Origin of the sequence: Asprobacillus argus (assembly GCF_032248395.1) — a bacterium.
Lineage (GTDB): Bacteria > Bacteroidota > Bacteroidia > Flavobacteriales > Flavobacteriaceae > Polaribacter > Polaribacter argus.
Map to the genome: position 1 here is coordinate 545,426 of NZ_JAVTTO010000002.1, position 24,229 is coordinate 569,654.

Genomic DNA, 24,229 nt, shown 5'->3' on the forward strand with positions numbered 1-24,229 from the left:
AATGATCAACCGTCTTACAGATTCACAGAAAATTAATTGGGTTCGGATTATTTCTATCCTAGCCGTATTGATTTTGATGTTGTACGGACCAAAACTTTGGGTTACTACTAAAGATTTCCCCGTCATTCCATTATTTGACTGGATACCCATTCCATCCTATCCTTTCGATTATATTCTGGGGATTGGTTTTTTCTTAATTCAGATTGTCTATATATTCAAACCCAAAAGATGGATTGGAGCGTTTGTATTAATTCTATACATCTACTTGGCGTTTATAGATCAAAATAGGCTTCAACCCTATTTCTATCAATCTTTTTTAACGATTCTGGCCATTGTACTTTTTCCAAAGAATACGGCTCCTAAAAAGATTTTGTACGCTATCATTCTTGTATTTTTTGCCACGTATTTCTGGAGTGGTATTCAAAAACTAAATGATGCCTTTTATATTCAATGGTTAAGTGCATTGGAAAAACACTTTAGTTTTTTACCACAATGGTTCTTAGAAGTATTTACCTACGCAGTTCCTTGGCTAGAAGCATCTATGGGGGTATTACTATTATTCAATAAAACTAGAAAGTTTGGAATCGCATTTATTCTAATCATGCATGGAACTATCACTTTTCTCCTATTCTTTTTGGGCTATGGATATAATGTAGTCCCCTGGAACATTCAGAATATGATCAGTGTTGTTGTTTTGTTTTGGGGTTTGAAAACAACAAAATTCTACGATTTCTTCTTTGCCTTTTTTGATAAACAAAAAGCCATTGTACTGTTCATAACCTGTCTATTACCTTTAGGAAATAATCTATTTGGTTTTTATGATAAGTTGCTCTCCTTTCATTTCTTTACTGCTGATCTAAAGTATTATAACGTTTTTATATCTGAAGACCTCGAGGAAAAGCTTCCTAAACATGTTCAGGCATATTATAGAGTCCATGAAGAAATGGTCTATATAAATGTTAATGAATGGGCAGGTGACGTTAATAAGGTATTGTTTTATCCTGAAGATCGGATCATACAATCTCTTGATGACTACTTACGTTCATTTGCTGATGATCCCATTCAAAAAAACCTGACAACTTTGGTAGTTTATAACCAAGAAAAAACTAAAAATTAAACGAATTCTAATTGGGTTCTTACGAATTCTAATTAGCACATAATTACAGGTACTTCACAAACTACATTTGATATATAATCATAAAACAATGTAGTCATGAAAAACTTTTGCATCCTTCTCTTTCTAGGTATATCCTTTTTTGGATTCTCTCAAAAAACAGAAAGTCCTTATTTACTTGTTAATTCATCAAAAGCTATTATTCCTTTAAAAAGCACAAAAGCGGATGTTCAAATAACGGGAACTATTGCACACGTTAAATTGACACAAGTTTATCAAAACTTAGGATCAAATCCCATAGAAGCAACTTATATCTTTCCCTTGTCTACAAAAGCTGCAGTGCATAATATGCACATGAAGATTGGAGATCGAAGCATTCGAGCAAAAGTATATGAAAAGAAAAAGGCTAAAAAGATATATGACAAAGCTATTAAACAAGGAAAAAGAGCTGCTAAGTTAGATCAAAAAAGACCTAATGTATTTGAAATGAAGGTCGGAAATATTATGCAAGGAGATGAAGTGATCATTGAGGTTTTCTATACGGAAATGATCACCCCTATTAACAGTGAATATCAATTTGTATTTCCAGGTGTTGTTGGTCCAAGATTTACTGGTGAGAATAACTCTGGTGAGCAAACATTTAATTTACCTTATACAAAAAAAGGTGTTGACAGTACATTTGACTTTGACCTTAATGTGTGCATCAACAGCGGCATTAGCTTACAAAAGGTATATTCAAATTCTCATGAAATATTAGTAAGACACCCTGACCTAACTTCTGCAGAAATTGGACTGTCAAGCTCAAACAAAAACCCTGGCAATAGAGATTTCATACTAAACTATGCCTTACGTGGTGATGATATTCAAACTGGGTTATTACTATATAAAGGACAGAATGAAAATTTCTTTTCGTTCATGATTGAACCTCCAAAGAAAATAAATACAGGAATAATTCCTCCGAGAGAATATCTTTTTGTAGTTGATGTATCCGGTTCGATGATGGGATATCCAATAGAGGTTACTAAATCTTTGATGAAAAACCTGCTTAGCAATCTTACTGAAAAGGACTCTTTTAATATCCTTCTCTTTGCTTCAAGTAGCCAAGTTTTCAGTCCAAACTCTATATCGGCGAGTGAAAAAAACATTGATAAAGCCTATAAGTTTCTTAAAGACGGTTCTGGTGTATATGGCGGCGGAACGTATCTTATAAATGCATTAAAGAGAGCCTATACTTTACCAAGAAAATATAAGGAGACAGCTAGAACTATGGTTGTTATTACCGATGGATATGTAAGTGTTGAAAAAGATGCATTTCAATTGATAGAAAATAATTTAGACAAAGCGAATGTAGTCACTTTTGGAATAGGAAGTGGAGTTAATCGATTTTTACTAGAAGGAATGGCAAGAGTTGGCAAAAGCGAAGCATTTATTGCTACCAATCATACCGATGCCTTTAAAGTAGCTAAAGATTTCAAAGAATACATAAATGCTCCACTTCTTACTCAGATTGCGTTGAAAAGTAATGGAATTGAACTATATGATATAGAGCCAAAAACAATTCCTGATGTATTCTCTAGTAGGCCAATCATGGTATACGGGAAGTGGAAAGGAATACCAACTGGGCAAATTTCCATACAAGGCTATCAGTCCAATGGAAAATACACAAAGAGTTTACAAGTTGCGAATGCGAAGCTGAGCAAAGATCATGAGGCATTAAAATATTTATGGGCAAGAAAAAGCATTCAACGATTGAATGATTATAAGAAAAACTTTAGAGAAGATATTAAAGATGAAGTAATAGAATTAGGGCTCGCCTATAATCTAGCCACCCAATACACATCTTTTGTAGCGGTAGATAATGAAGTTGTCAATAAGAAAGGTAAGCTACAAAAAGTAAAACAGCCCTTACCGTTACCAGCTAAAGTAAATAATTCCGCAGTGGGTGCAGAAGCTAAAGTTGAAGGTAGATCTATCTATAAGAGATCGTTTAAAATATCCATAAAATCAAGTATAGAAAAAACTAGAAAAAGAAGTATTAAAATGTGGTTAAAAGGTAGTTATTCTAAAACAATTGAGGCATATCTGAAAGTTTATAAAAGGCTTAGAATATATGTTAATGCTAGCGGAGAAGTTGTTAGAATTGAAAAGGAAAAAAACGGGTTTTGGATTGTTGATCCTGGCATGATTAGCGTTTTTGAAAAACTACCACCACATCTTACGATTAATAAAGAATTAGTAATAACCTTAACACGATAAAAAATGAAAAGAACAATCAAAAAAACAGGAATGATTCTAGGAATTGTTCTGTTAACGGCACAACTAACTAGTTGTGGAAAAAAAGAAATTACATCAAAAGTAGCTGAGAAGACAGTGAAGGAAACTGTGATCGTAAAAGAAGAGATCTTAAGAGAGCCAGTTGTTTTTATTACCGGCATTGATGAAGGAACCAACAAATTTTATAAAAGCGCACGTAGTTATTTTTTAAACAAAAAATATGAAGTAGTTGATCATGCTTTTTCTTTACAGGAAATTATCACCTGGTTGAACAAAAATCATGACGGAAACAAGTATGGAGAGATTCATATTGTGAGTCATAGTAATCCTTGGAGAGGGCTTTCTTTAGAGACGATTATCAAAGGAGATAGAACGACCAAAGAATCCTTACGAAAGGTGATGACACAAGGTACATTACCAGGGTTAAATAATGTAATCAGCACAAAAACAAAGATCGTATTTCACTCTTGCGGTTTAGGAAAGAATACAGAGTTAATGAAAACATTAAAAGACGCCTTTGTTACCGATGTTGTACCTAATGTAATTGCTTCTCCATATTATAATGTATTTGGAGGGGAGTTCTCCGATCATTATTTAGCAAAACCATACTATGGCTTCTACCCTACTGCGCATTCACCAGGCAATGTAGATTTGTCTAAAGAGTTTGCACGGACATATTCTGAAGAAAAGGACATCGATTGGTATGATGCGTTAAACAATAAAGCAGAGAGATATATTGGAGATCCATATACTTTCAAGTTTAATGTTGCAGTAAAATGGGAGTTCGACTATACAAACTCTGACGACGCAATGCCCAACTTTAAACTGAAAGAAGAGATCATGGATTGGATAGCTGAAGATGAGCTATTATCTAAAGAGATGAACGCTTACAACATTCCATTAGAAAAGTTTAGATGGAGAGCTCTTAAAAAAGGAAATACACTTACTATTAAAGGAAAAACGGTAGTAGTGTGCATTCTAAAACCTCTTATCAAACCATATGGAGATCTTGAACATATAAAACCTGATACAGATAATCTGCGCTTATATGCATCAAATTAATATGGAATAGAAATTGTTGTTTAAAAGGTAACTGTTGTAGGATACAGTTACCTTTTTTATGTAAGTTTGTTTCGATGAGATATCTATTCTTTACTTTCTTTTTGTACATCACGGTTGCTTCATCTCAAAGTAACACGCCTAGAAACTACAATCTTTCTAACGGTCTGACTTCATCAAACATAACTGACCTTATACAAGATGATATAGGTTACCTATGGATTGCTACTCAAAATAATGGGATTGTTCGTTTTGATGGTTCAGAGTTTTTGAGGTTTTCCATAGAAGAAGGTTTGCTCTCCAACAAAATAAATGCTCTTACCTACGCGACCGATTCTTTATTTATTGCAACAGATAAAGGTCTAGTCATTAAAACAAATCTCCATCAGTTTATAGCCATCCCTAATCTTGAAATAACAAACGTAAAGAGTATTAGAGATAAGGTATTATTAACCAGTGCTCAGGGTCTATATCTTTATCAGAAACAGGCAGTAACTCCAATAAAACTAAATGATCAGATAGATTTAAACCCAGTAAACGATATTGCGTATTTCAATAACGGATATTATATAGCTGGGCAGAAAGCATTATGGTATGTGAATACACTTACCTTCCCTAAAAAAACAGTCCGCATTCATGATGGAGAATATACATCCTTGAGAGTTATTGGCGATAAGATGTTTGCCACAACAACCTCTGAAGGCGTTCAAGTTTTTGAAACCAATAAAAATCAATTTCGATTTCAGAATGTGAAGCATATTACCTCTATCAATGTTTTCGATAATGAATATTGGATCTCCACAGACAACAATGGTGTCTATATATTCAATAGTAATTTTGATTTCGAAAAAAGAATAAGCAAGTACAATGGTTTTAAGGTTAACAATATCAGAGAGGTTTTTGTTGATAATGATGACAATTGTTGGTTAGCTACATTTGGAAATGGACTGTATACGTATAGTCTCTTAAAAACAGATATCCCTAAAAAAACTACGAAGATATACTTTGAAAATATAGAAATTGACTACCAACCTATAGATAGTATTTCTTTAAATACCTATTCCAATACGTTATATTTAAGTCCTAGTCAGAACACTATTTCTTTTTCATTTAAGGCTGTAGACATTAATACACGTGATAAGATGGAATATCAATGGACACTCAACGAAAATAAAGGTCCATGGACGACTAAAAGTACTGTTGACTTTCCTAATTTGAATTCTGGGGAATATACTTTCAAAGTTCTTTCGAGAAATAAACCCCTTCAAACAACTAACCCTATTGAGTTCTCATTTTTTATCGATACTCCTATCTACAAGAAAAAATGGTTTATCTACAGCGTTATAACCACTCTAACATTGATATTAATATTGGTTATAGTTTTGGTTATAAGAAATATTAAAAGAAAGAATGCAAAAAAGGTTAAGCAACTTACGCTCGAGAACCATCTTCTTACATTAGAACAGAAAGCCTTGCAGCTTCAAATGAATCCACACTTTATCTTTAATGTCCTAAACAGTATAAAAGCATTAGGAAATCAAGAGAAAATGCAAGAAATGAATGTGGCCATTAATAATTTTGCTTTACTCTTAAGAGGCATCCTTCAAAACTCGCGGCAAGAGGAAATCTCTTTGTTACAAGAAATTGACACTTTAAAAAAATATATTGCTTTAGAGCAGCAAATATCAGCAACATCTTTTCAATTTGCTGTAAATACCGATAAGGTAACTATCGATTTGGATGAAATACTAATTCCACCTATGCTGATTCAACCTTTTATTGAAAATGCCATAAAACATGGTATTGAGAATACAAATACAAACGGAAAGATCACATTGTCCTTTGAAATAAAAGGTACTTCTTTAGTTTGTATAATTACTGATAACGGTATTGGGTATAAACAGTCTAAAAAGAAAACAAGAGATACGAATCATGAATCTATCGCGTTGAAAGTAACAGAAGAACGAATTAAAGGTATGTCTGGCGCACAATCATTTTACATTTCTGAAATTGTACAAAACGGTGCTGTTCTGGGGACTAAGATTTGGTTTAAAATACCTCTAAAAACAGAATTTTAATATGTCAAAACTTACAGCTGTTCTTATCGATGATATGCTTTCTGCATTAGAAATGTTAAAGAGCGACTTGCTTTTGTATTTTCCAGAAATAGAAATCATTGGCACTGCAAAAAGTGTTGTAGAAGGTGCTAAATTGTTGCAAACCCATAAACCAGATATTCTTTTTCTGGATATTATGCTCGGTGATGGTACAGGTTTTGACATCCTGGAGATCGTTCCTAATTTACATTCAAAAATCATATTTGTAACTGCTAGTGATGAGTACGCTATAAAAGCCTTCAAGTTTGCTGCTATAGATTACGTCCTGAAACCGTATTCTAAAGAAGATCTAGAAACGGCTATTTCTAAAGCAAAAAGACAGATCACTCCTGGAAAAGAGCAATTAGAAGTTTTAAAAAATACAGTTGCATATCCAAGTCAAAAACCAAAAAAGATATCGTTAAATACGTTAGACAAAATTATTGTGGTTGGTCTAAATGAAATTATTCGTTGCAAATCCGATAATAACTATACCCAGTTCTTTTTTGAAAATGGAACCAAGCTATTAGTTACTAAAACGTTAAAGTATTACGCTGATATGCTTAAAGAATACCACTTTTTAAGAGTGCACCAAAGTCACTTAATCAATACGCAGTATATTAAAGAATATATAAAATCTGATGGTGGCTATTTGATGTTAAAAGATAATTCTTCCATTCCCGTTTCTGTTAGAAAGAGACCTGAAGTGTTTGACGCAATAAAACGTTTATAAAAAATCCGCTCTACATGAAAAAAGAGGTAGAGCGGATCAAAATTGCTATGAAAAGAGTGAATGATAAAGGATTACCATTCTATTCAAAAGTATATCTAAACTTTAAACTACACAATCCCAGAAAACAGTGAAATTTATAGCTCCCTGTTATTAGGGATGTCTGTAAAATCATTAAAAAAATGATATTGATTTATAGTATAATTTCACTATATTTGAATATTCCTGAGTATAAAAATGAACATAAAAGATACAGAAAGAGCAGACAGAATAGTTCAGGTATTTAAAAGTACTGGATTGAATCAGAGGCAGTTTGCCGAACTTATTGGCGTATCACAACAATTGGTAAGTACCGTAGTTACGTATTCAAAAAAGCCCAATGAGAAAATTCTTTTTGCTATTATCGACAACTTAAGTGAAGTTGATCCTTTATGGTTATTTACCGGAGACGGAGAAAGCATTAACGACTATGTCCCCCAACATGTGAGACCGACCCCCCTTGTTTTTCATATAAACAATGTAGTCAGGAAGCGGTTTGAAGAGCTATCAGGAGAGCTGCTTCAAAAGATATCTAATATCGAAACCACTATCAATAAAGATAGGGCCACGAATCTATTCAGAAGAATAGATCAAGACAATTCTAATTTAAAGTCAACCTTCCGAAAAGGAAAGAATCAGTTAGGAAGCTAAGTTTTTGATATTAGATACCGCTTCTAATTTAAACACTATCAGATTGTTTAAAAAAGTAAGCAACTCCAAGGTATCGTCTTTATTATACTTATTAAGGATTTCTATAGTTTTTAAAGAAGCCTCTTTATACTCTACAGCATGCTGTTCTACAGGAACTTCTTGTTGATATAACAAAGAAAAGTAATCTATCATATTGTTGAAGTATATCTTATCAGATTCATGAATAGTCAATCTAAACTTATTCAGAAAATCGACCAAGTTTTCGATTCCTCCACTTTCGTCGATCTTAGCCATCATTTTTTGCTGTAATGTCATTTTTTGTGCCCTTTTAAAGACGTCAAATTACGAACCAAATTTGTAATAACCTAATATTCTCATCTATCCGAGTTGATTATAGAAAGAAATAATCACATAAAATGAAGACCATTTAGGTTAAAATATGAGTACAAAAAAAGCCTTTTCGTTTTAGAAAAGGCTTCTTGGGTGGAAGATGGGGCTCGAACCCACGACCCTCGGTACCACAAACCGATGCTCTAACCAACTGAGCTACAACCACCATATAATTGCGGATGCAAATATAATTTTTTTTTAAATCTAGAAAAAGAAAAACTAGATTAATTTATCCAAAGAATCTATTGCAACATAACGTTCAGTAGTAAATCCTTCTGCATAATCTACATGAATTAAACGACCTAAATCTCTGGCCCTGTATTCTATACTATCCGTAAAGTTCTTACTTGTAATAGGTGTTTGTGGTTCATCACTTTTCGGATCATAGAATTGAGAACTATAGGCCATTACCGCATCGACCTTTTTATCCATAAAACCTGTAACATCCACCACAAAATCCGGTTCTATATTTTTCCATTGAATGTAATGGTACACTAACTTCGGTCTCCATTTACTTTGTGACTCCCCATCTAACTCGGTCTGTATTTTTTGCAAACCACTTAAGAAGCATGCATCTGAAACCAACTGACTTCCCTTTCCATGATCTATATGTCTATCTTCAGTGGCATTGCATAGCACAACATCTGGTTGGTATTTTCTGATCATTCTTATAACAGCCAGTTGATGCTCTTTATCATTTACAAAAAAACCATCGGCAAAACCTAAATTTTCACGCACGGCAACTCCCAATATCTCGGCAGCTTTTGCCGCTTCTTCTTTGCGCAATTCAGCAGAACCTCGTGTCCCTAATTCTCCTTGGGTTAAATCTACTATCCCTACTTTTTTACCCAAAGATATTTCTTTAGCTATCGTTGCCGCGCAACCTAATTCTACATCATCCGGATGTGCCCCAAAGGCCAAAATGTCTAATTTCATACCAACGCTTTAACTGTTTTTTTAATTGCCTGTTCAATATCATACATTAAATCTTCAGGTTCTTCAATTCCTACTGAAAAACGAATAAGACTGTCCTTGATTCCTTGATTCTCTCTTTCTTCTGGAGATAATAATGCATGCGATGTTTTAGTAGGACTTAGCATAGTGCTTTCTATCCCAGCCAAACTCATCGAAGGTTTAATCAATTCTAAATTATTCTGAAATTCCATAGCGTCAATTCCATCTTTCAATTCGAAGGATACCACACCACCAAATCCTCGCATTTGCTTTTTAGCTAGCTCATGATCAGAGTGATCTTCTAATCCAGGATAGTAAACATGTTCAATATCCACATTAGCTTCGAGGTATTTTGCCATTATTAACGCATTTTTACACTGTTCTTTTACTCTTAAGTTCAATGTTTTTAAACTCCGTTCTAACATCCAAACCGTAAAATCACTTAAGCTACCTCCCAAGTTCTTGGCAATGTTCCATATTCTAAGAACATCCTGCTTAGATCCTGCTACTGCTCCCGCAAGAATATCTGAGTGACCACCCATATATTTAGTTGCCGAATGAATCATGATATCTATCCCAAAATCAACTGGATTTTGGTTAATCGGTGATGCAAAGGTATTATCAATAATGCTAGTCAATCCCTTAGATCTTGCTAGGTCAGAGATCGCTTGCATATCTGTAATGGTCAATAAAGGATTCGAAGGTGTTTCTATATAGAGCACTTTGGTATTTTCCTGTATAAGAGATTCAAAATCATTTACATCTAATCCTTTTGTAAAAGAATATTCAATACCAAATTTATCGCACTCTTCCATAATGAAATTATACGTCCCTCCATACAACGATTTCTGTAAAATAATATGGTCTCCCTTATGCAAAAAAGCAAGCAACGTTGTACTTACAGCGGCCATACCCGATCCAAAAATCAATGCGTCCTCAGTTTTCTCCAAGGCAGCAATTTTTCTACACAATGCTTCTTGATTAGGTGTATTGAAATACCTAGGATATCGTTTAATGTCTACACTATCAAACGCGTATGATGATGAAAGGTAAATCGGAGAAACCGCTCCTTTAAATTGTTCATCTTTGATTTCTCCGACATGTGTACAAATTGTGTTTATACCCATTTTTTTTGAGTGCTTCATGCTATGACTATTTTCAAGCTAATTTACGAAATAGCCATTAAACTTGCACCGTTTTCCATTTTCCTTTTTTAAACCAAATAATACCAATAATCGCGATCATAACTTCTGCTAATGTTATTGCCCAAAATACACCGACTGGTCCAAAATCTAAGGTCATAGCCATTAGATATGCAAAAGGCAATTGAAATAAGAAAAAACAAATAAAGTTTATCCAAGTTGGTGTTTTTGTATCTCCAGATCCGTTAAAGGATTGAATAATCACCATTCCATAAGCATAGAAAATATAACCTGCAGCAATAATTTGTAAACATAATGCTCCATTTTCTATAACCACTGAATTACTACTGAATATTCCTAAAAGCGTTGGAGCAAAAAAGATATAAAATAATGACACCGCTCCCATAAAAATAGCGCAGTACTTCCCTGTCTTCCAAACCGAGGACTCTGCTCTATCTGGTTTTTGAGCGCCTAAATTTTGACCAACCAAAGTGGCCGCTGCATTACTCATCCCCCATGCCGGCATTAGTGTGAACATCATAATTCGAATGGCAATCGTATACCCTGCTAAGACTTCACTACCAAATTCTGACATAATTCTCATTAGAAAGACCCAACTCGCTGTGGCAATAAAAAACTGGAAAATTCCTCCTATTGAAACTTTAATTAAGTTAAGCATTACCGAAACATGAATTACTAAATGCTTTAGCGCTAATTTAATTTTTCCTGCTCCAAAAAACAGAATAATTAATTGAGCTACTACTGCAGTTCCTCTACCAATAGTTGTGGCTATAGCTGCTCCTTCGACGCCATAAGCCGGAATAGGGCCAAATCCGAAGATGAACATAGGATCCAATATAATGTTCAATCCATTTGATAATATTAATGTCCACATTGCAATAGACGCATTTCCAGCTCCTCTAAATATCGCGTTGATCAAGAATAATAACATCACGGTCATATTCCCTCCTAATAGGACTTGAGTATATCCAAATCCTTCTTCAATAAGATCTGCCTCTCCTCCCATTAAGGAAAGTATTTCTTTTGGATATATAATTCCTATAGCGCTTATCACTAACGAGATAAATATGCCTAAAAAGATAACCTGAGCAGCTGCTTTATTTGCTCCTTCTGCATCTTTCTCTCCTGTTCTTCTAGCTACAACTGCCGTGGCTGCCATACTGAGTCCAATAGCTACAGCATATACCAGGGTTAAAACAGATTCGGTCAGTCCAATAGTAGCTACGGCATTTTCACTTACTTGAGATACGTACCATATATCCACTATTGCAAAAATAGATTCCATCATCATTTCCAAGATCATTGGAATTGACAACATAAATACTGCTCGACGAATACTACCTGAAGTAAAGTCTTTTTGTTTACCTGTTATTGCCTCTAAAAAAAGTGAAAAGGATTTTTTTATAATGTTTTGATTGTTTGATGACATTTTATAAATGTATTATATACTATATACCATTCATTAAAGCAGTTGCTTCAATGAATACTTTGGGTGTCGTAAGAAAACGACAGAACGAATGGTGGACTTAAACAATCATCAGCTGCAAATATGCAAAAAATATTTTAACATACGTACATGATTGATAATTTCAATATCTTCGTTCTATGATTTCAATAGCTGTTATTGGTCTTGGTAATGTAGGGTCACATCTGTATAACGCTTTTAAAAAAGTGAGTAACATCAGTGTTACGCAGCTTAATTCTAGACATTTAAAAGACACTTCAGACTTTGACATAGCAATTATAGCGGTTTCTGACGATGCTATTACCGAGGTCTCTAAACAAGTGAATACGCCATTGGTTGTGCACACTTCTGGCAGCGCTGGCATGGCGGAACTACAAAACAAGAGTCGTAAAGGGGTTTTTTACCCATTACAGACCTTTACAAAGGATACTATTGTTGATTTTGATCGTATCCCCATTTGCATAGAAGCGGAAAATGATCAAGATTTAAAATTATTAGAAAAATTAGTTGCTTTTATCTCTGACAGGATATTCCATATAAGCTCGGAGCAACGTAAAAGTATTCACGTGTCTGCCGTTTTTGTCAATAATTTTGTCAATCATATGTATACCATGGCAGAATCTATTTGCAAAGAACACAATGTACCCTTTCAGATTCTTCATCCATTAATTGAGGAAACGGTAAATAAAATCAAAACTATTAGACCAATTGAAGCACAAACAGGACCTGCAAAAAGAAATGACATAAAAACAATTCAAAAACATTTAGATTTGCTGAATCAACAACAGCAAGAAATTTATATAAAACTTACAGAATCTATTCAAGTATATGGAAAAAAGTTATAAGCAATATTTACCGCAAATAGATACCTTTATTTTTGACGTTGATGGTGTATTGACCAACGGAATAGTTACGATCATGCCTGATGGAGAATTGGTGCGTCAAATGAATATCAAAGATGGTTATGCTTTAAAAACAGCAGTAGATAAAGGGTACAGAGTCTGTATCATTTCTGGCGGCACTAATGAGGGTGTAAGAACTAGGTTAAAAAATCTAGGTATTACAGATATATACTTAGGGGCTCATAATAAAACCGAGCAATATCATGAGTTAGTTGACATGTATGATTTACAATCAGAAAATGTATTATATATGGGAGATGACATTCCCGATTACCCTGTAATGAAACTAATTGGAATGCCTTGTTGTCCTAACGATGCTGCTCCCGAAATTAAAGAAGTTTCTAAATATATTTCTAATAAAAGCGGCGGCGAAGGTTGTGTACGTGATGTATTAGAACAGGTAATGCGAGTACAAGGTAAGTGGGACTCAAACTTTGATGCTAAGTATGACTAACATGAGAACGTTTATAGTTTCATTTATATTTTGTTTTATCGTTGTTTCTGTAAATGCTCAGACTATCTTTGGGAAGTGGAACTCTTTTGATGAAGAAACGAAGAAGTTAGAATCTGTTATTGAAATATATAAGAAAGATGGTAAAGCTTATGCTAGAATTTTCTCTATAACGGATACAGAAAGACAGGGTGCTATTTGCACAGAATGTAAGGGTAAGAAAAAAGACAAACCCATTTTAGGAATGGATATTTTGTCTGGACTTAAGAAAAAAGGAGATGAATGGTCAGGGGGTAAAATCTTAGACCCCAAAAGCGGTAAGGAATACAAATGCTATATTAAGTTGCTAGATAAAAATACGTTAAAAATAAGAGGATATATAGGCTTCTCTATGTTTGGTAGAACAGCTATTTGGAAACGTGCAAAAGAATGAAAAGTTTTTTAAAAGTTACTATCGTTCTTTTGATTATCTCTTCGTGCGATTATAAAGAAATAAGATATAACGAAAAAAAAATTGTACAAACCGGTAAAGAACTAATTAATGGTGATTATAGTTCAGATTCAGCATATATAATTGTAGGGCATGGACTTATTCAAAAAATAAAGGATCTAAATTTTAATTCTCAAAACTCTACTTTCGAAGTAAGACAAGGTGACCTAAAAAAACCTTATGGAGATGGTAAGGCTACTGCGATTTTAGTAATAAAAAATAAAAAAGCTTCATTAGCTATAAGAATACGACTTAACTCAATTGATGACAAACATTATATAATTGGCTGGATGACTCTTAAATAGTTAATTCTTCTTTTCCAGCATAGGTACAAAAGCAAAATTTCCTAGTTCTTTCTTTTCAAACTCTTTTGGTGATTTTCGAGTAAATAAGGTCATCACCTGTGTTCTATCTCCGACAGGGATTAACAGCATACCTCCCACTTTTATCTGAGCTAATAATGCTTTCGGGACAAAAGGAGCTCCTGCGGTGACAATAATCTTATCAAAAGGTGCTTTTTCTTTTAGACCTTTATATCCATCACCAAAAATGAATTTCTTCGGTTTATACCCTAACTTAGGTAGAAACATAGATGTTCTTTTAAACAATTCATGTTGTCGTTCTATACTATATACTTCTGCTCCAATTTCAAGTAACACGGCCGTTTGATAGCCTGAACCTGTTCCTATTTCCAATACTTTATCGTTGGATGTAACTTCTAAAGTTTGTGTTTGAAAAGCTACCGTATACGGTTGTGAAATTGTCTGATCTGCTGCTATTGGAAACGCTTTATCCTGATAAGCATGATCTTCAAAACCACTATCAATAAATAAATGCCTTGGGATTTTACGTATGGCTCTTAAGACATTAGCATCGGTAATTCCCTTAGCTTCTAACACAGTAGCTAATTGATTTCTAAGTCCTTGGTGTTTGGCAGTATCTTTCAAAAAATATAAAATTATAGCGAGCTAAAAGTAGAATAAATCTAAATAAATTCCTATAAAATTGTATCTTTGTTCGCGTTGAAATTTCAACATCTAAACAAATCAAAAACTATGCTTAAAGCTGGAGTATTAGGTGCAGGACATCTAGGTAAAATTCATTTAAAATTATTACAATTATCTGAAAAATATGAGCTTGTAGGTTTTTATGACCCATCTAAAGAAAATGCGGCTAAAGTAGTTGCTGAGTTTGGATATACCTCTTTTGATTCTGTGGAAGAACTGATCGACAATGTAGACGTCATAGATATTGTAACTCCTACACTATCTCATTTTGAGTGTGCTAAGATGGCTATTGATAAAGGTTGTCACATTTTTATTGAGAAGCCTATTACCAATACTGTTTTAGAAGCAGAGGCAATTAGAACGCTAGCGAGTCAGAAACACATAAAAGGTCAGGTTGGGCATGTAGAACGTTTTAATCCTGCATTTACTAGTGTAAAAGAAGCTATAGGTACGCCCATGTTTATTGAAACGCATAGACTTGCGGAATTCAACCCAAGAGGTACAGATGTTCCAGTAGTTCTGGACCTCATGATTCATGATATAGATATTATTTTAAGTGTAGTAAACTCTGGGGTAAAAAACGTATATGCTAGTGGGGTTTCAGTTATTTCAGATACTCCAGATATTGCAAACGCAAGAATAGAGTTTGAGAACGGATGTGTTGCAAACTTAACTGCGAGTAGGATTTCAATGAAGAATATGCGAAAATCTAGATTTTTTCAAAAGGATGCGTATATTTCTGTTGATTTTCTAGAAAAGAAAGCGGAAGTTGTTCGTATGAAGGATGCTCCTGAAACGCCAGATGAATTTGCTATGATTCTGCAGAATGCTGAAGGTGTTAAAAAGCAGATTTATTTTGACAACCCTGAAATAACAGAAAACAACGCGATTTTAGATGAATTAGAAAGTTTCGCAGATGCCATAGAAAATGATACTACCCCAATTGTTACATTATCTCAAGGCACAAATGCATTACGTGTAGCACAACAAATCATTGATTGCTTTGATCAATAAATACTAAACAAATTTAAAAAATGAAAAACATAGCTGTTATCGGAGCAGGTACAATGGGTAATGGAATTGCCCATACATTTGCCCAATTTAATTATAATGTACAACTGATAGATATCTCTCAAGCTTCTCTAGATAGAGGTATGGCTACCATCTCTAAAAATTTAGATAGAATGGTAATAAAAGAGAAAATAACAGAAGAAGATAAAGCAAGAACTTTAGGAAATATAACCACCTATACTTCTATAAAAGAAGGGGTTCAATATGCAAGTTTAGTAGTTGAAGCGGCTACTGAAAATCTTGAGTTAAAATTAAATATTTTTAGAGAGCTGGATGAGGTTTGTCCGGATGATACAATTTTGGCGACTAACACATCTTCTATTTCTATTACAGAGATAGCAGCAGTAACAAATAGACCCGATATGGTCATCGGAATGCACTTTATGAATCCGGTACCCATTATGAAATTGGTAGAGATCATAAGAGGTTATAATACGTCTGATGAAGTAATGAATTTTACTGTCGAATTATCTAAGGAAATTCGTAAGATTCCAGTTGAAGTCAATGATTATCCTGGTTTTGTTGCTAATAGAATACTGATGCCCATGATCAATGAATCTATTGAAACACTATACAACGGAGTAGCTGGAGTCAAAGAAATTGACACTGTAATGAAGTTAGGAATGGCCCACCCAATGGGACCATTGCAATTAGCTGATTTTATTGGGTTAGATGTTTGTCTTTCTATTTTAAATGTAATGTATGATGGATTTAAAAATCCTAAGTATGCGCCTTGCCCTTTACTTGTAAATATGGTAATGGCTGGTAAATTAGGAGTGAAATCTGGCGAAGGATTCTACGACTATTCGGAAAGCAGAAAAGCAGAAAATGTATCAAAACAGTTTTCTTAATGATCTAAAAATAATTTAAACTTATAACGTGCATCTTAATTTCCCCCCCGGAAAAAAGTATACTTGTTTACTATTTCTATTTTGTGTTATATGTGGAGCATATGGTCAAAATACAAGCAAATCATGGATAAAACCGAAGGAGGTTGGTCTTCTCTTAAATAAGGCAGATGAAAAGAACTTTCTCTTTGACGACAATGATTATTTTTATCAAACAACAACTATTAAGGGGCAACTTTTATATACGCTGTTTGCATGGAAAAAGTTTGAGTTTAACTTGATTGTACAACCGCAATACCAAAGAATAAAACATCAATTATTAAACCCATCCTTTATAGGCCCTGAAATCCCTGATTATTTGATCAAAAGGGCAGTTTTTACAACGCTTAAAAGCATTAATCTCTATGCAATGGAATTTGGTATTTCTATTCACAGAGCTATTGCTAAGAAGCTCACGACTGAGCTTACAGTTGGATTGGGGTTTGCATTTATTGATACTGAAACAGAACGATTAGCTAAAGGGTTTACGTTTATCGAGAATGGGTCATTAGGAATCTCTTATAACACATCTGAGCGCACATCAGTATATTTTGGAGGAAACATTGGTCATGTTTCAAATTTTGAATTTAAGCAACCCAATGATGGTTATAATATTATAGGGTATGAAATAGGGTTCAGATATACTTTAAAATAAAAAGGTCTTGATTAAGCATCAAGACCTTTTTCGTTAGCTATTATTAATTGTTCAATTAATTATTTTCGTCATCCTCTTTCTTCTTCGCTTTCTTGTTCCAGATCTTAATTTCATCGTCTGCAGTAACACCTGACAATATTTCTACATTAATTCCATCCGAGATACCTAGCTCAACATCTCTTCTTTCAAATGTATCTTCACCAGTTTTTATTTCAACAAATGGCTTATCAGTTTTCTTATCAAACTGTAAGATAGATTCTTTAATAGATAATACACTATCCTTTTGCTCTAATACAATTTCAGCATTCGCGCTATATCCTGCTCTTAAGAAATAGTTGTCATCTAAAGTTACATCTGCTTTGATTGTAAATTGTACTGCTCCACTTTCTTCTGTTCCTTTAGGAGCAATAAAGTTTAACTTCGCTGGAAATTTCTTATCATCTACAGCACCTAATGTAATATCTAAGTCGATATTCATTTTTATTTTTCCTACTTCAGCCTCATCTACTTTACCTTCAAAGATCATTTTATTCATATCTGCAATCGATGCGATCGTAGTACCTGCGTTAAAATTATTACTTTGAATTACTTGATCACCTTCTTTTACTGGGATCTGTAAAATAGTTCCTGACATTTGTGCTCTAATGTTGGTATTCGCCATACCACCTGTTCCAGAGGATCCACTTCTAATAATTTGATAATCATTTCTAGCATTTAAAAGATCTTGCTTGGCTTGATTGTACGTTAATTCAACAGCTTCATAAGCAGAAGCAGAAATTACGCCTTTATCAAATAATTTTTTGTTTCTGTTATATGAGATTTCTGCATTATTCACTCGAATCTTAGCATTGTCTACTCTACCTTTTGCACTTATCAAGGATTGTTCATTTGGCACTACTCTCACTGTAGCAATAAGGTCCCCCTTTTTAACTTTTGCTCCTTCTAATAGGTAGATCTTATCAATTATACCAGTAATTTGTGGCTTAATCTCGATTTCTTCTAACGGCGTAACTTTACCAGTTGCTACTGTTTTTTTAACAATAGTCGCTTTAAATGCTTTTTCGGTGTCAAATTGAACAGGAGCCTTGCTATTCATTTTGCCAAACCAGATTAATACTGCGACAAAAACTAATGCGATACCTCCAAATATTATTACCTTCTTCATTGTTGATTGATTTTCAGTTGTTTAAATTTTATTTATGTTGGTTATTGTTATTCTTCTCTTAATGCTTCAATAGGTCTAATCATTACAGCACGTTGCGCTGGAATTAATCCTATAAGCGTACCAAAGGTGACTAAGGCACCTACAGCTCCTAAAGCTATGGCAGTATTTACTGTTGGGTTTACAAATGGGAACCCACCTCCATTAGGATCAACTAGAAGTGCATTAATAGCCATCAGTATAAATCCTGCAAAAATAATTCCGAGAATACCCGCTAATGATGTTAAGAATACTGATTCTAATACTATTTGACCTCTGATCTTACTTGGAGTGGCTCCAATAGCCCTTCTAATCCCTATTTCTTTGGTACGTTCTTTCACCGTAATTAAAAGAATACTTCCAATAGCAATTACTCCCGCTATTAAGGTGGAAATACCTACAAACCAGGTTAAAAACTTTATTCCCGTTACAAAACCTGTAATCTTTGCAAACATTTCTCCAAAATTAAAAGATCCAAAAGCTCTTTTGTCATCTGGGTGAACGTTATGTCTTCTTTTTAAAATAGATTTTACTTCTTCTTCTACTACTTCTATATCTGCTTTTTTATTAGCCGCAATCACCATCCAACCAATAAAGTCACCTGTATTGTTAATCTTTTGGTAGGTAGAAAATGGAATATATATAGAATCATCTCCTTCAAAACTAGTACCATTATCCTTATAGGTTCCTACAATTTGGAAGAAACTTCCGTTGATTTCTAAAAAGTCTCCAACCGGTTTCTCATCTTTTTCAAAAAGTTCATCCACAATTTTTTCTCCTATGACACAAACTTTTCTGAAATCATTGATATCTTTCGAGTTCAAAAACCTTCCATCTAACAATTTTACCTTATTTACATTGTCTAAACTCGGATAATCCCCAAAAAGCTTATATGTCTTAGAATCTGTTTTCCTTTTTACTTGGGCAGGTGGTCCTCCAAATACTCCTTGTACATTTCTCGGTACTACAAATTCAATTTCGGGTACTTGTTTTTTTATAGCTTCGGCATCTTGCACTTTTAATTGTAACCTTCTACCTCTCTGGAATCCTTTATTGGGCCTTTCTGTACGCTGTGCCCACATAAAAATGCTATTTGTTGCTAAGTTTTTAAACTCTCTATCAAAGCCATTTTCCATTCCTCTCGCAGCTCCTAATAGCGTAATAAATAAAAAAATACCCCATAAAACACCAATAATCGTAATTGCTGTTCTAAGTTTACTCTTTTTTATGGAGCCAAATATTTCTTGCCAAGAATCTTTATCAAAAATAAATCTCATAATTCAGTGGTTTTATTCTTCTCTCATGGCTACTACCGGCTTAATCTTTGCTGCTCTTCTTGCAGGGATGAATCCTGCAACCGCACCAACAAAAACCAAAATTACTGTAGCTGAGATAATTGTACTCATATTTACTTGTGGGTCTGTAATGAAATAGTCTTCTAAACTATTTCCCATTCTGCTTAGGGCAAAAACGGCTATTAACAACCCAATATAACCAGCAATTGCTGTAATTAACACTGATTCTTGTAAAATAAGACCAACAATAGAACCTGGTGTAGCTCCTAAGGCTTTTCTAATTCCTAATTCTTTTGTTCGTTCCTTAACAACAAAAACCATAATATTTCCTATAGAAATTGCTCCTGCAAATAATGTTCCTATTCCTATCCATAACACAATAAATTGCAACATGTTCGCAAACTGCATATTTTGTTCGTAGTTTTCAAAAATAGAACGCACACGCACACCGCCTCTATCATCTTTGGACACAACATGCTTCTCTTTCATGATTCTGGTAATATCTCTTACCATTTGCTTAGCACCAGAAGAACCAATTGCCTTATTAAAAGATACATTTATTTGATCAACTTCATCCGTATTTTTATAAATCAATTGAATGGTAGAAACGGGGGCATAAATCAAACGCTCTTCATTATCTCCTCCTTCATCACTAAATATTCCGACAATCTTATATGCAATTCCATTCATTTCTAAAAACTTACCTAAAGCGGGTTTGTTTTTAAATAAATCTTCTTTTACTAGTCTTCCAATTACAACAATTCTATTCTTTTCTTCAATATCCCTCTGATTAATGAATTTACCCTCATCTATAATCGTATTTTCTAGGTATTGATGAGATGGATGCACCGCTCTAACTGTATAACTTCCTGATTCTCTTTCGTATCTTGCGGTAACTCCCTTGTATATTCTAGCAGTAATATATTCTAATCGATCACCCAACTCTGCTTTAAGAAGTTCTATATCATCATTCCTAAATTGAATTCTTCTTCCCTCTTTAAACCCTTTATAAGCTTTGGTTGTTCTACCAGCATTTACAAACATCATGTTAGTCGCATCATCAGTGAAGAAAGCATTAAATGTGTTCTTTAGACCATTCCCCATACCAAAAAGTACTGTGAAAATAAAGATACCCAAGGCTACTGTAAAAGCACCTAAAAAGGTTCTAAGTTTATTTTTACTTAGTGATTGAAAAATTTCTTGCCATCTATCAGTATCAAACATACGTCTAAGCTTTTTGTAATTTTACTGTTTTCTCATCGCTGATAATAATTCCGTCTTTTAAACGAACTATCCTATTAGTTTGCGCAGCCACTTCTTCCTCATGTGTAATCACAAAAACTGTCATTCCTTCGTCATTGATCTCTTGCAACAACTCCATTACCGAATCAGTGGTAGTAGAGTCTAATGCTCCTGTTGGCTCATCCGCTAATACCACTTTTGGTTTTGTTACCAATGCTCTGGCGATAGCCACACGTTGCTTTTGTCCACCAGAAAGTTCATTAGGTAAATGATTTGCCCAATCTTTAAGACCTACTTTATCCAAGTAATCCATTGCCGTCTTTAATCTTTCTTTTCTACTAACCCCTTTATAGTAAAGTGGTAACGAAACATTTTCTAGAGCCGTTTTATATGATATCAAGTTAAAAGACTGAAAAACAAATCCTAAAAACTTATTTCTTAAGATTGCGGCTTTTTTCTCATTTAAGTTTTCAATCAACTGACCATTCAAGTAATAGTTCCCATCGTCATGACCATCTAATAAGCCCACTATATTTAACAATGTAGATTTACCAGAACCTGAAGATCCCATAATTGAAACAAACTCGCCTTCTCTAATGTGCAAGTCTATTCCTTTTAAAACGTGTAATGAATCTTTTCCTATTGGGTAGGATTTATGAAGCTTTTCTATTCGGATCATTTGTGTTGGTTAATTTTTTGCTAAATTATTGAAAACTAAAGATTACAATTATAATTTTTTGTTAAACAACAAACTAATTGTTCTTTCTTTTCTTCTATTAAGACGCCTAAAGAAAATAAATGTTACATCAATTTTAAATATTTAAGCATTATTTTTGTAAAATATGATGTACTATGGATTTTGATTTACCAAAAAATAAATTGATCGTCCTGTTTGATGGAGTGTGTAACCTATGTAATGATTCGGTCGTAAAGATCATTAAAAATGATAAAAACGATGTTTTTAGATTCACCTCTTTGCAATCTGAAACTGGTTCAAAAATTATAGAATACTTAGGTATAGATACTACAAAAGTAGACTCAATAGTATTATACGATCCTAAAAAAGCATACTATATAAAATCTGAGGCTGCTTTAAAGATTCTAAATCATTTTAATGGGTTTTGGAAATTATTTCAAGTATTTGCGCTACTTCCCAATAGCTTTAATAATATTTTCTACGCATTTATTGCCAAAAACAGATACAAATGGTTTGGCAGGAAGGAAAGCTGTATGATACCGACACCTGAGTTAAAAGTTAAATTTCTAGATTAAACTTATGAAAAACATAGGATGTGTAATATTTGACATGGATGGTGTGATCATAGACTCAGAAGAACTGCACAAAAAGGCTTATTATGAAACTTTTGATGCTATTGGTGTTCATGTATCTGATGAGCTGTACAAAACGTTGACAGGTTCTTCTACGATCAATACCTTTCAAAAATTGGTGGCTCATTTTAATTTGGATGAAAAACCTGAAGCTTTAGTGCTTAATAAGCGTGACCGTTATGTGAGTTTCTTCGAGAATGATCCAACTTTACATTTGGTAAAAGGAGTCGAAGAAATTATTAAATACTTTTATAACAAAGGACTCGTCTTAGTGCTGGCATCATCTTCAGCCATGGTAAATATCGAACGTGTTTTTAATAGATTCAATCTGAACCAATACTTTACTGCGAAAATTAGTGGTGCTGACCTTAAAGAATCAAAACCGCATCCTGAAATTTTTGAAAAGGCAGCAATACTAGGAAAAATACCAAAAGAGAACTGTATTGTGATCGAGGATTCAGATAATGGTGTAAAAGCTGCTAATGATGCTGGTATTTTTGTAATCGGCTATAGAAATCCTTTAGCTGCAGATCAAACGTTGGAAAAAGCAGATATGATTATTACCGATTTCGAAGAACTTATAAAGTACTTCTAATTACTTCAAGCTTTCTAAAATAAAATCTACCATCTTATTGGTATTCTTATTTTGGAGATACGAATCTGTATAATGCTTAGGTTTTACAGCAAAACCTTGATCAATCATATATTGAATGTCATCAATAAATTCCAAAGAAACTTTACCTGTTAGCAATACTCCTAAATCTTTACCTTCTTTGTAATAGTTATATATCTTTTTTAAACCTGTTAGATATAAATAATCTTTAGTGAACCCACCTCCTCTGTGAGCTCTTACGGTAATATAAAATGCATCTTCACGATTTAAATCATAATTGTTATGCAACAACCTAAATGTCTTAGAAAATGGATATCCTTTTGCCAAACTATCGACCGCAATCACCCTATAAGCTAGTTCTTTTAATCTTTTAATTGTTAAGTTTCCCGACATATACTCGCTAAAAACCGCCAGGCCTTCTTGGGTTTCTTCATAGTTTGGGAAGCCATGAGAAAAAATCTTTAATGGGTGTAATAATCCATTCATGGTGGTAACCATATGCACCCCAATCTCATGGTTTGTCAATACATTCATTTCATTATCAGAAAACGTATGGTTCTTGTTAATTACTAGTGTTTTTATATTATTTAACACCATAGCTATAGCACCCATCGTTGATGAATGCTTAATATCAAATGAAAAATCGTACTGTTCAGAATACCCCCTGAATATTTTTTCTGCTTCCTCACAAGAATATTTAGGTGTAAACATTTCAGCATCTTCATCTTCCGAATCAAAATGCAAGATAAACTTGGCGTTCTCTACATCTTGCTCAGTGGGTGTACCGAATGACCGCAAACTGTTATAGTAAAACTTCTTTCCTTCTCCAATGGTTTCAATACATTGTATTAAACCCGAATAACAGTATATAATTTCCTCATACAATGCTTTAAGCCTTGTATCTTCTATTTGTTCAATAGACTGAGAAAAAAATTCTCTATGCAAATTAAACTTATCAAAGTCGATAGATGGATATAAAAAGTTCGGATCCGACAAATACTTCGATGCAAAGAATTTTTGCTTTTCTTCTTCAATATTTATAGGGTTCACATAGCTTAAAAGTTCAATCTTTTTAACTAGCTCATCTATATAATTATCGATTTCAAAAAGTGCTTTGGTGGCCACCGAAGAGTCATTCATCATACTGCAAA

General features: G+C 33.8%; 25 protein-coding genes and 1 tRNA gene. 15 read left to right on the forward strand and 11 right to left on the reverse strand.

The features are described 5' to 3' along the window. Position 1 precedes the first annotated feature (1 nt). The 6 genes from RQM59_RS06190 to RQM59_RS06215 all read left to right on the forward strand — a co-directional run bounded on the left by RQM59_RS06190 (position 2) and on the right by RQM59_RS06215 (position 7,963). On the forward strand, positions 2–1,117 hold the full coding sequence (locus RQM59_RS06190; RefSeq protein ID WP_349241215.1) for a MauE/DoxX family redox-associated membrane protein: 1,116 nt from the start codon (positions 2–4) through the stop codon (positions 1,115–1,117). Positions 1,118–1,213: 96 nt separating this feature from the next. After that, positions 1,214–3,370, forward strand: coding sequence for a VIT domain-containing protein (locus RQM59_RS06195; protein WP_349241216.1), 2,157 nt, complete (start codon positions 1,214–1,216; stop codon positions 3,368–3,370). Between the two features lie 3 nt (positions 3,371–3,373). Beyond that, complete coding sequence (locus tag RQM59_RS06200) at positions 3,374–4,450, forward strand: hypothetical protein (RefSeq protein WP_349241217.1); 1,077 nt, start codon at positions 3,374–3,376, stop codon at positions 4,448–4,450. Positions 4,451–4,524: 74 nt separating this feature from the next. Next, the gene (locus RQM59_RS06205; protein WP_349241218.1) at positions 4,525–6,525 is read left to right on the forward strand and encodes a sensor histidine kinase; all 2,001 of its coding nucleotides are present in this window, start codon (positions 4,525–4,527) and stop codon (positions 6,523–6,525) included. Position 6,526: 1 nt separating this feature from the next. Beyond that, positions 6,527–7,276 (forward strand): LytR/AlgR family response regulator transcription factor, encoded by a 750-nt coding sequence (locus tag RQM59_RS06210; protein WP_349241219.1) that lies wholly within the window; start codon positions 6,527–6,529, stop codon positions 7,274–7,276. Between the two features lie 234 nt (positions 7,277–7,510). Next, a complete protein-coding gene (locus tag RQM59_RS06215; protein ID WP_349241220.1) occupies positions 7,511–7,963 on the forward strand; it encodes a helix-turn-helix domain-containing protein in 453 nt (150 codons plus the stop codon). Here RQM59_RS06215 and RQM59_RS06220 read toward each other — a convergent pair. From RQM59_RS06220 to RQM59_RS06240, 5 genes are all read right to left on the reverse strand, one after another. Then, complete coding sequence (locus RQM59_RS06220) at positions 7,952–8,278, reverse strand: hypothetical protein (protein ID WP_349241221.1); 327 nt, start codon at positions 8,276–8,278, stop codon at positions 7,952–7,954. The genes RQM59_RS06215 and RQM59_RS06220 overlap by 12 nt on opposite strands. Before the next feature lie 166 nt (positions 8,279–8,444). After that, positions 8,445–8,520: transfer RNA gene (locus RQM59_RS06225), tRNA-His, on the reverse strand. Positions 8,521–8,572: 52 nt separating this feature from the next. After that, positions 8,573–9,289, reverse strand: a complete 717-nt coding sequence (gene bshB1, locus RQM59_RS06230; RefSeq protein WP_349241222.1) for a bacillithiol biosynthesis deacetylase BshB1 — start codon at positions 9,287–9,289, stop codon at positions 8,573–8,575. Continuing rightward, positions 9,286–10,452, reverse strand: a complete 1,167-nt coding sequence (locus RQM59_RS06235; protein ID WP_349241223.1) for a trans-sulfuration enzyme family protein — start codon at positions 10,450–10,452, stop codon at positions 9,286–9,288. The genes bshB1 and RQM59_RS06235 overlap by 4 nt, the downstream gene beginning before the upstream one ends. A 37-nt stretch (positions 10,453–10,489) precedes the next feature. Continuing rightward, positions 10,490–11,899 (reverse strand): MATE family efflux transporter, encoded by a 1,410-nt coding sequence (locus RQM59_RS06240; RefSeq protein WP_349241224.1) that lies wholly within the window; start codon positions 11,897–11,899, stop codon positions 10,490–10,492. A 176-nt stretch (positions 11,900–12,075) separates the two neighbouring features. On the opposite strand from RQM59_RS06240, the gene RQM59_RS06245 reads away from it, so the two are divergent. From RQM59_RS06245 to RQM59_RS06260, 4 genes are read left to right on the forward strand one after another with little or no spacing between them, the layout of a single operon-like run. Then, entirely contained in the window at positions 12,076–12,780 is a 705-nt protein-coding gene (locus RQM59_RS06245) for a Rossmann-like and DUF2520 domain-containing protein (RefSeq protein ID WP_349241225.1), read from the forward strand. Then, on the forward strand, positions 12,764–13,291 hold the full coding sequence (locus RQM59_RS06250) for a KdsC family phosphatase (RefSeq protein ID WP_349241226.1): 528 nt from the start codon (positions 12,764–12,766) through the stop codon (positions 13,289–13,291). The genes RQM59_RS06245 and RQM59_RS06250 overlap by 17 nt, the downstream gene beginning before the upstream one ends. A gap of 1 nt (position 13,292) precedes the next feature. Further along, positions 13,293–13,721, forward strand: coding sequence for a DUF2147 domain-containing protein (locus tag RQM59_RS06255; RefSeq protein ID WP_349241227.1), 429 nt, complete (start codon positions 13,293–13,295; stop codon positions 13,719–13,721). Beyond that, on the forward strand, positions 13,718–14,083 hold the full coding sequence (locus RQM59_RS06260) for a hypothetical protein (RefSeq protein WP_349241228.1): 366 nt from the start codon (positions 13,718–13,720) through the stop codon (positions 14,081–14,083). Before RQM59_RS06255 ends, RQM59_RS06260 begins: the two co-directional genes overlap by 4 nt. On the opposite strand, the gene RQM59_RS06265 is transcribed toward RQM59_RS06260, so the two are convergent. Then, complete coding sequence (locus RQM59_RS06265; RefSeq protein WP_349241229.1) at positions 14,084–14,725, reverse strand: protein-L-isoaspartate(D-aspartate) O-methyltransferase; 642 nt, start codon at positions 14,723–14,725, stop codon at positions 14,084–14,086. Between the two features lie 108 nt (positions 14,726–14,833). Between RQM59_RS06265 and RQM59_RS06270 the strand changes: the two genes are divergently transcribed. The 3 genes from RQM59_RS06270 to RQM59_RS06280 are packed head-to-tail and all read left to right on the forward strand — an operon-like array spanning position 14,834 to position 17,398. Next, positions 14,834–15,799, forward strand: a complete 966-nt coding sequence (locus RQM59_RS06270; RefSeq protein WP_349241230.1) for a Gfo/Idh/MocA family protein — start codon at positions 14,834–14,836, stop codon at positions 15,797–15,799. 20 nt (positions 15,800–15,819) lie between these two features. Continuing rightward, on the forward strand, positions 15,820–16,707 hold the full coding sequence (locus RQM59_RS06275) for a 3-hydroxyacyl-CoA dehydrogenase family protein (RefSeq protein ID WP_349241231.1): 888 nt from the start codon (positions 15,820–15,822) through the stop codon (positions 16,705–16,707). A 28-nt stretch (positions 16,708–16,735) separates the two neighbouring features. Beyond that, positions 16,736–17,398: an acyloxyacyl hydrolase gene (locus tag RQM59_RS06280; RefSeq protein WP_349241232.1), complete on the forward strand. Its 663-nt coding sequence runs from the start codon at positions 16,736–16,738 to the stop codon at positions 17,396–17,398. Between the two features lie 55 nt (positions 17,399–17,453). Here RQM59_RS06280 and RQM59_RS06285 read toward each other — a convergent pair whose 3' ends face one another. Genes RQM59_RS06285 through RQM59_RS06300 form a run of 4 tightly spaced genes read right to left on the reverse strand, consistent with a single transcriptional unit; the run spans position 17,454 to position 21,815 of the window. Continuing rightward, a complete protein-coding gene (locus tag RQM59_RS06285) occupies positions 17,454–18,563 on the reverse strand; it encodes an efflux RND transporter periplasmic adaptor subunit (protein WP_349241233.1) in 1,110 nt (369 codons plus the stop codon). 47 nt (positions 18,564–18,610) lie between these two features. Then, positions 18,611–19,876 (reverse strand): ABC transporter permease, encoded by a 1,266-nt coding sequence (locus tag RQM59_RS06290; RefSeq protein ID WP_349241234.1) that lies wholly within the window; start codon positions 19,874–19,876, stop codon positions 18,611–18,613. Positions 19,877–19,888: 12 nt separating this feature from the next. Continuing rightward, positions 19,889–21,118: an ABC transporter permease gene (locus tag RQM59_RS06295; protein ID WP_349241235.1), complete on the reverse strand. Its 1,230-nt coding sequence runs from the start codon at positions 21,116–21,118 to the stop codon at positions 19,889–19,891. A gap of 4 nt (positions 21,119–21,122) precedes the next feature. After that, positions 21,123–21,815, reverse strand: a complete 693-nt coding sequence (locus RQM59_RS06300) for an ABC transporter ATP-binding protein (RefSeq protein WP_349241236.1) — start codon at positions 21,813–21,815, stop codon at positions 21,123–21,125. A gap of 173 nt (positions 21,816–21,988) precedes the next feature. On the opposite strand from RQM59_RS06300, the gene RQM59_RS06305 reads away from it, so the two are divergent. Together RQM59_RS06305 and RQM59_RS06310 are read left to right on the forward strand one after the other, a co-directional pair. Further along, positions 21,989–22,408: a thiol-disulfide oxidoreductase DCC family protein gene (locus RQM59_RS06305; RefSeq protein WP_349241237.1), complete on the forward strand. Its 420-nt coding sequence runs from the start codon at positions 21,989–21,991 to the stop codon at positions 22,406–22,408. Positions 22,409–22,412: 4 nt separating this feature from the next. Continuing rightward, positions 22,413–23,060: an HAD family hydrolase gene (locus RQM59_RS06310; protein ID WP_432208132.1), complete on the forward strand. Its 648-nt coding sequence runs from the start codon at positions 22,413–22,415 to the stop codon at positions 23,058–23,060. Here the strand turns inward: RQM59_RS06310 and RQM59_RS06315 are convergent, their stop codons facing one another. Further along, entirely contained in the window at positions 23,061–24,218 is a 1,158-nt protein-coding gene (locus tag RQM59_RS06315; protein WP_432208134.1) for a peptidase MATCAP family protein, read from the reverse strand. Positions 24,219–24,229: the final 11 nt, after the last annotated feature.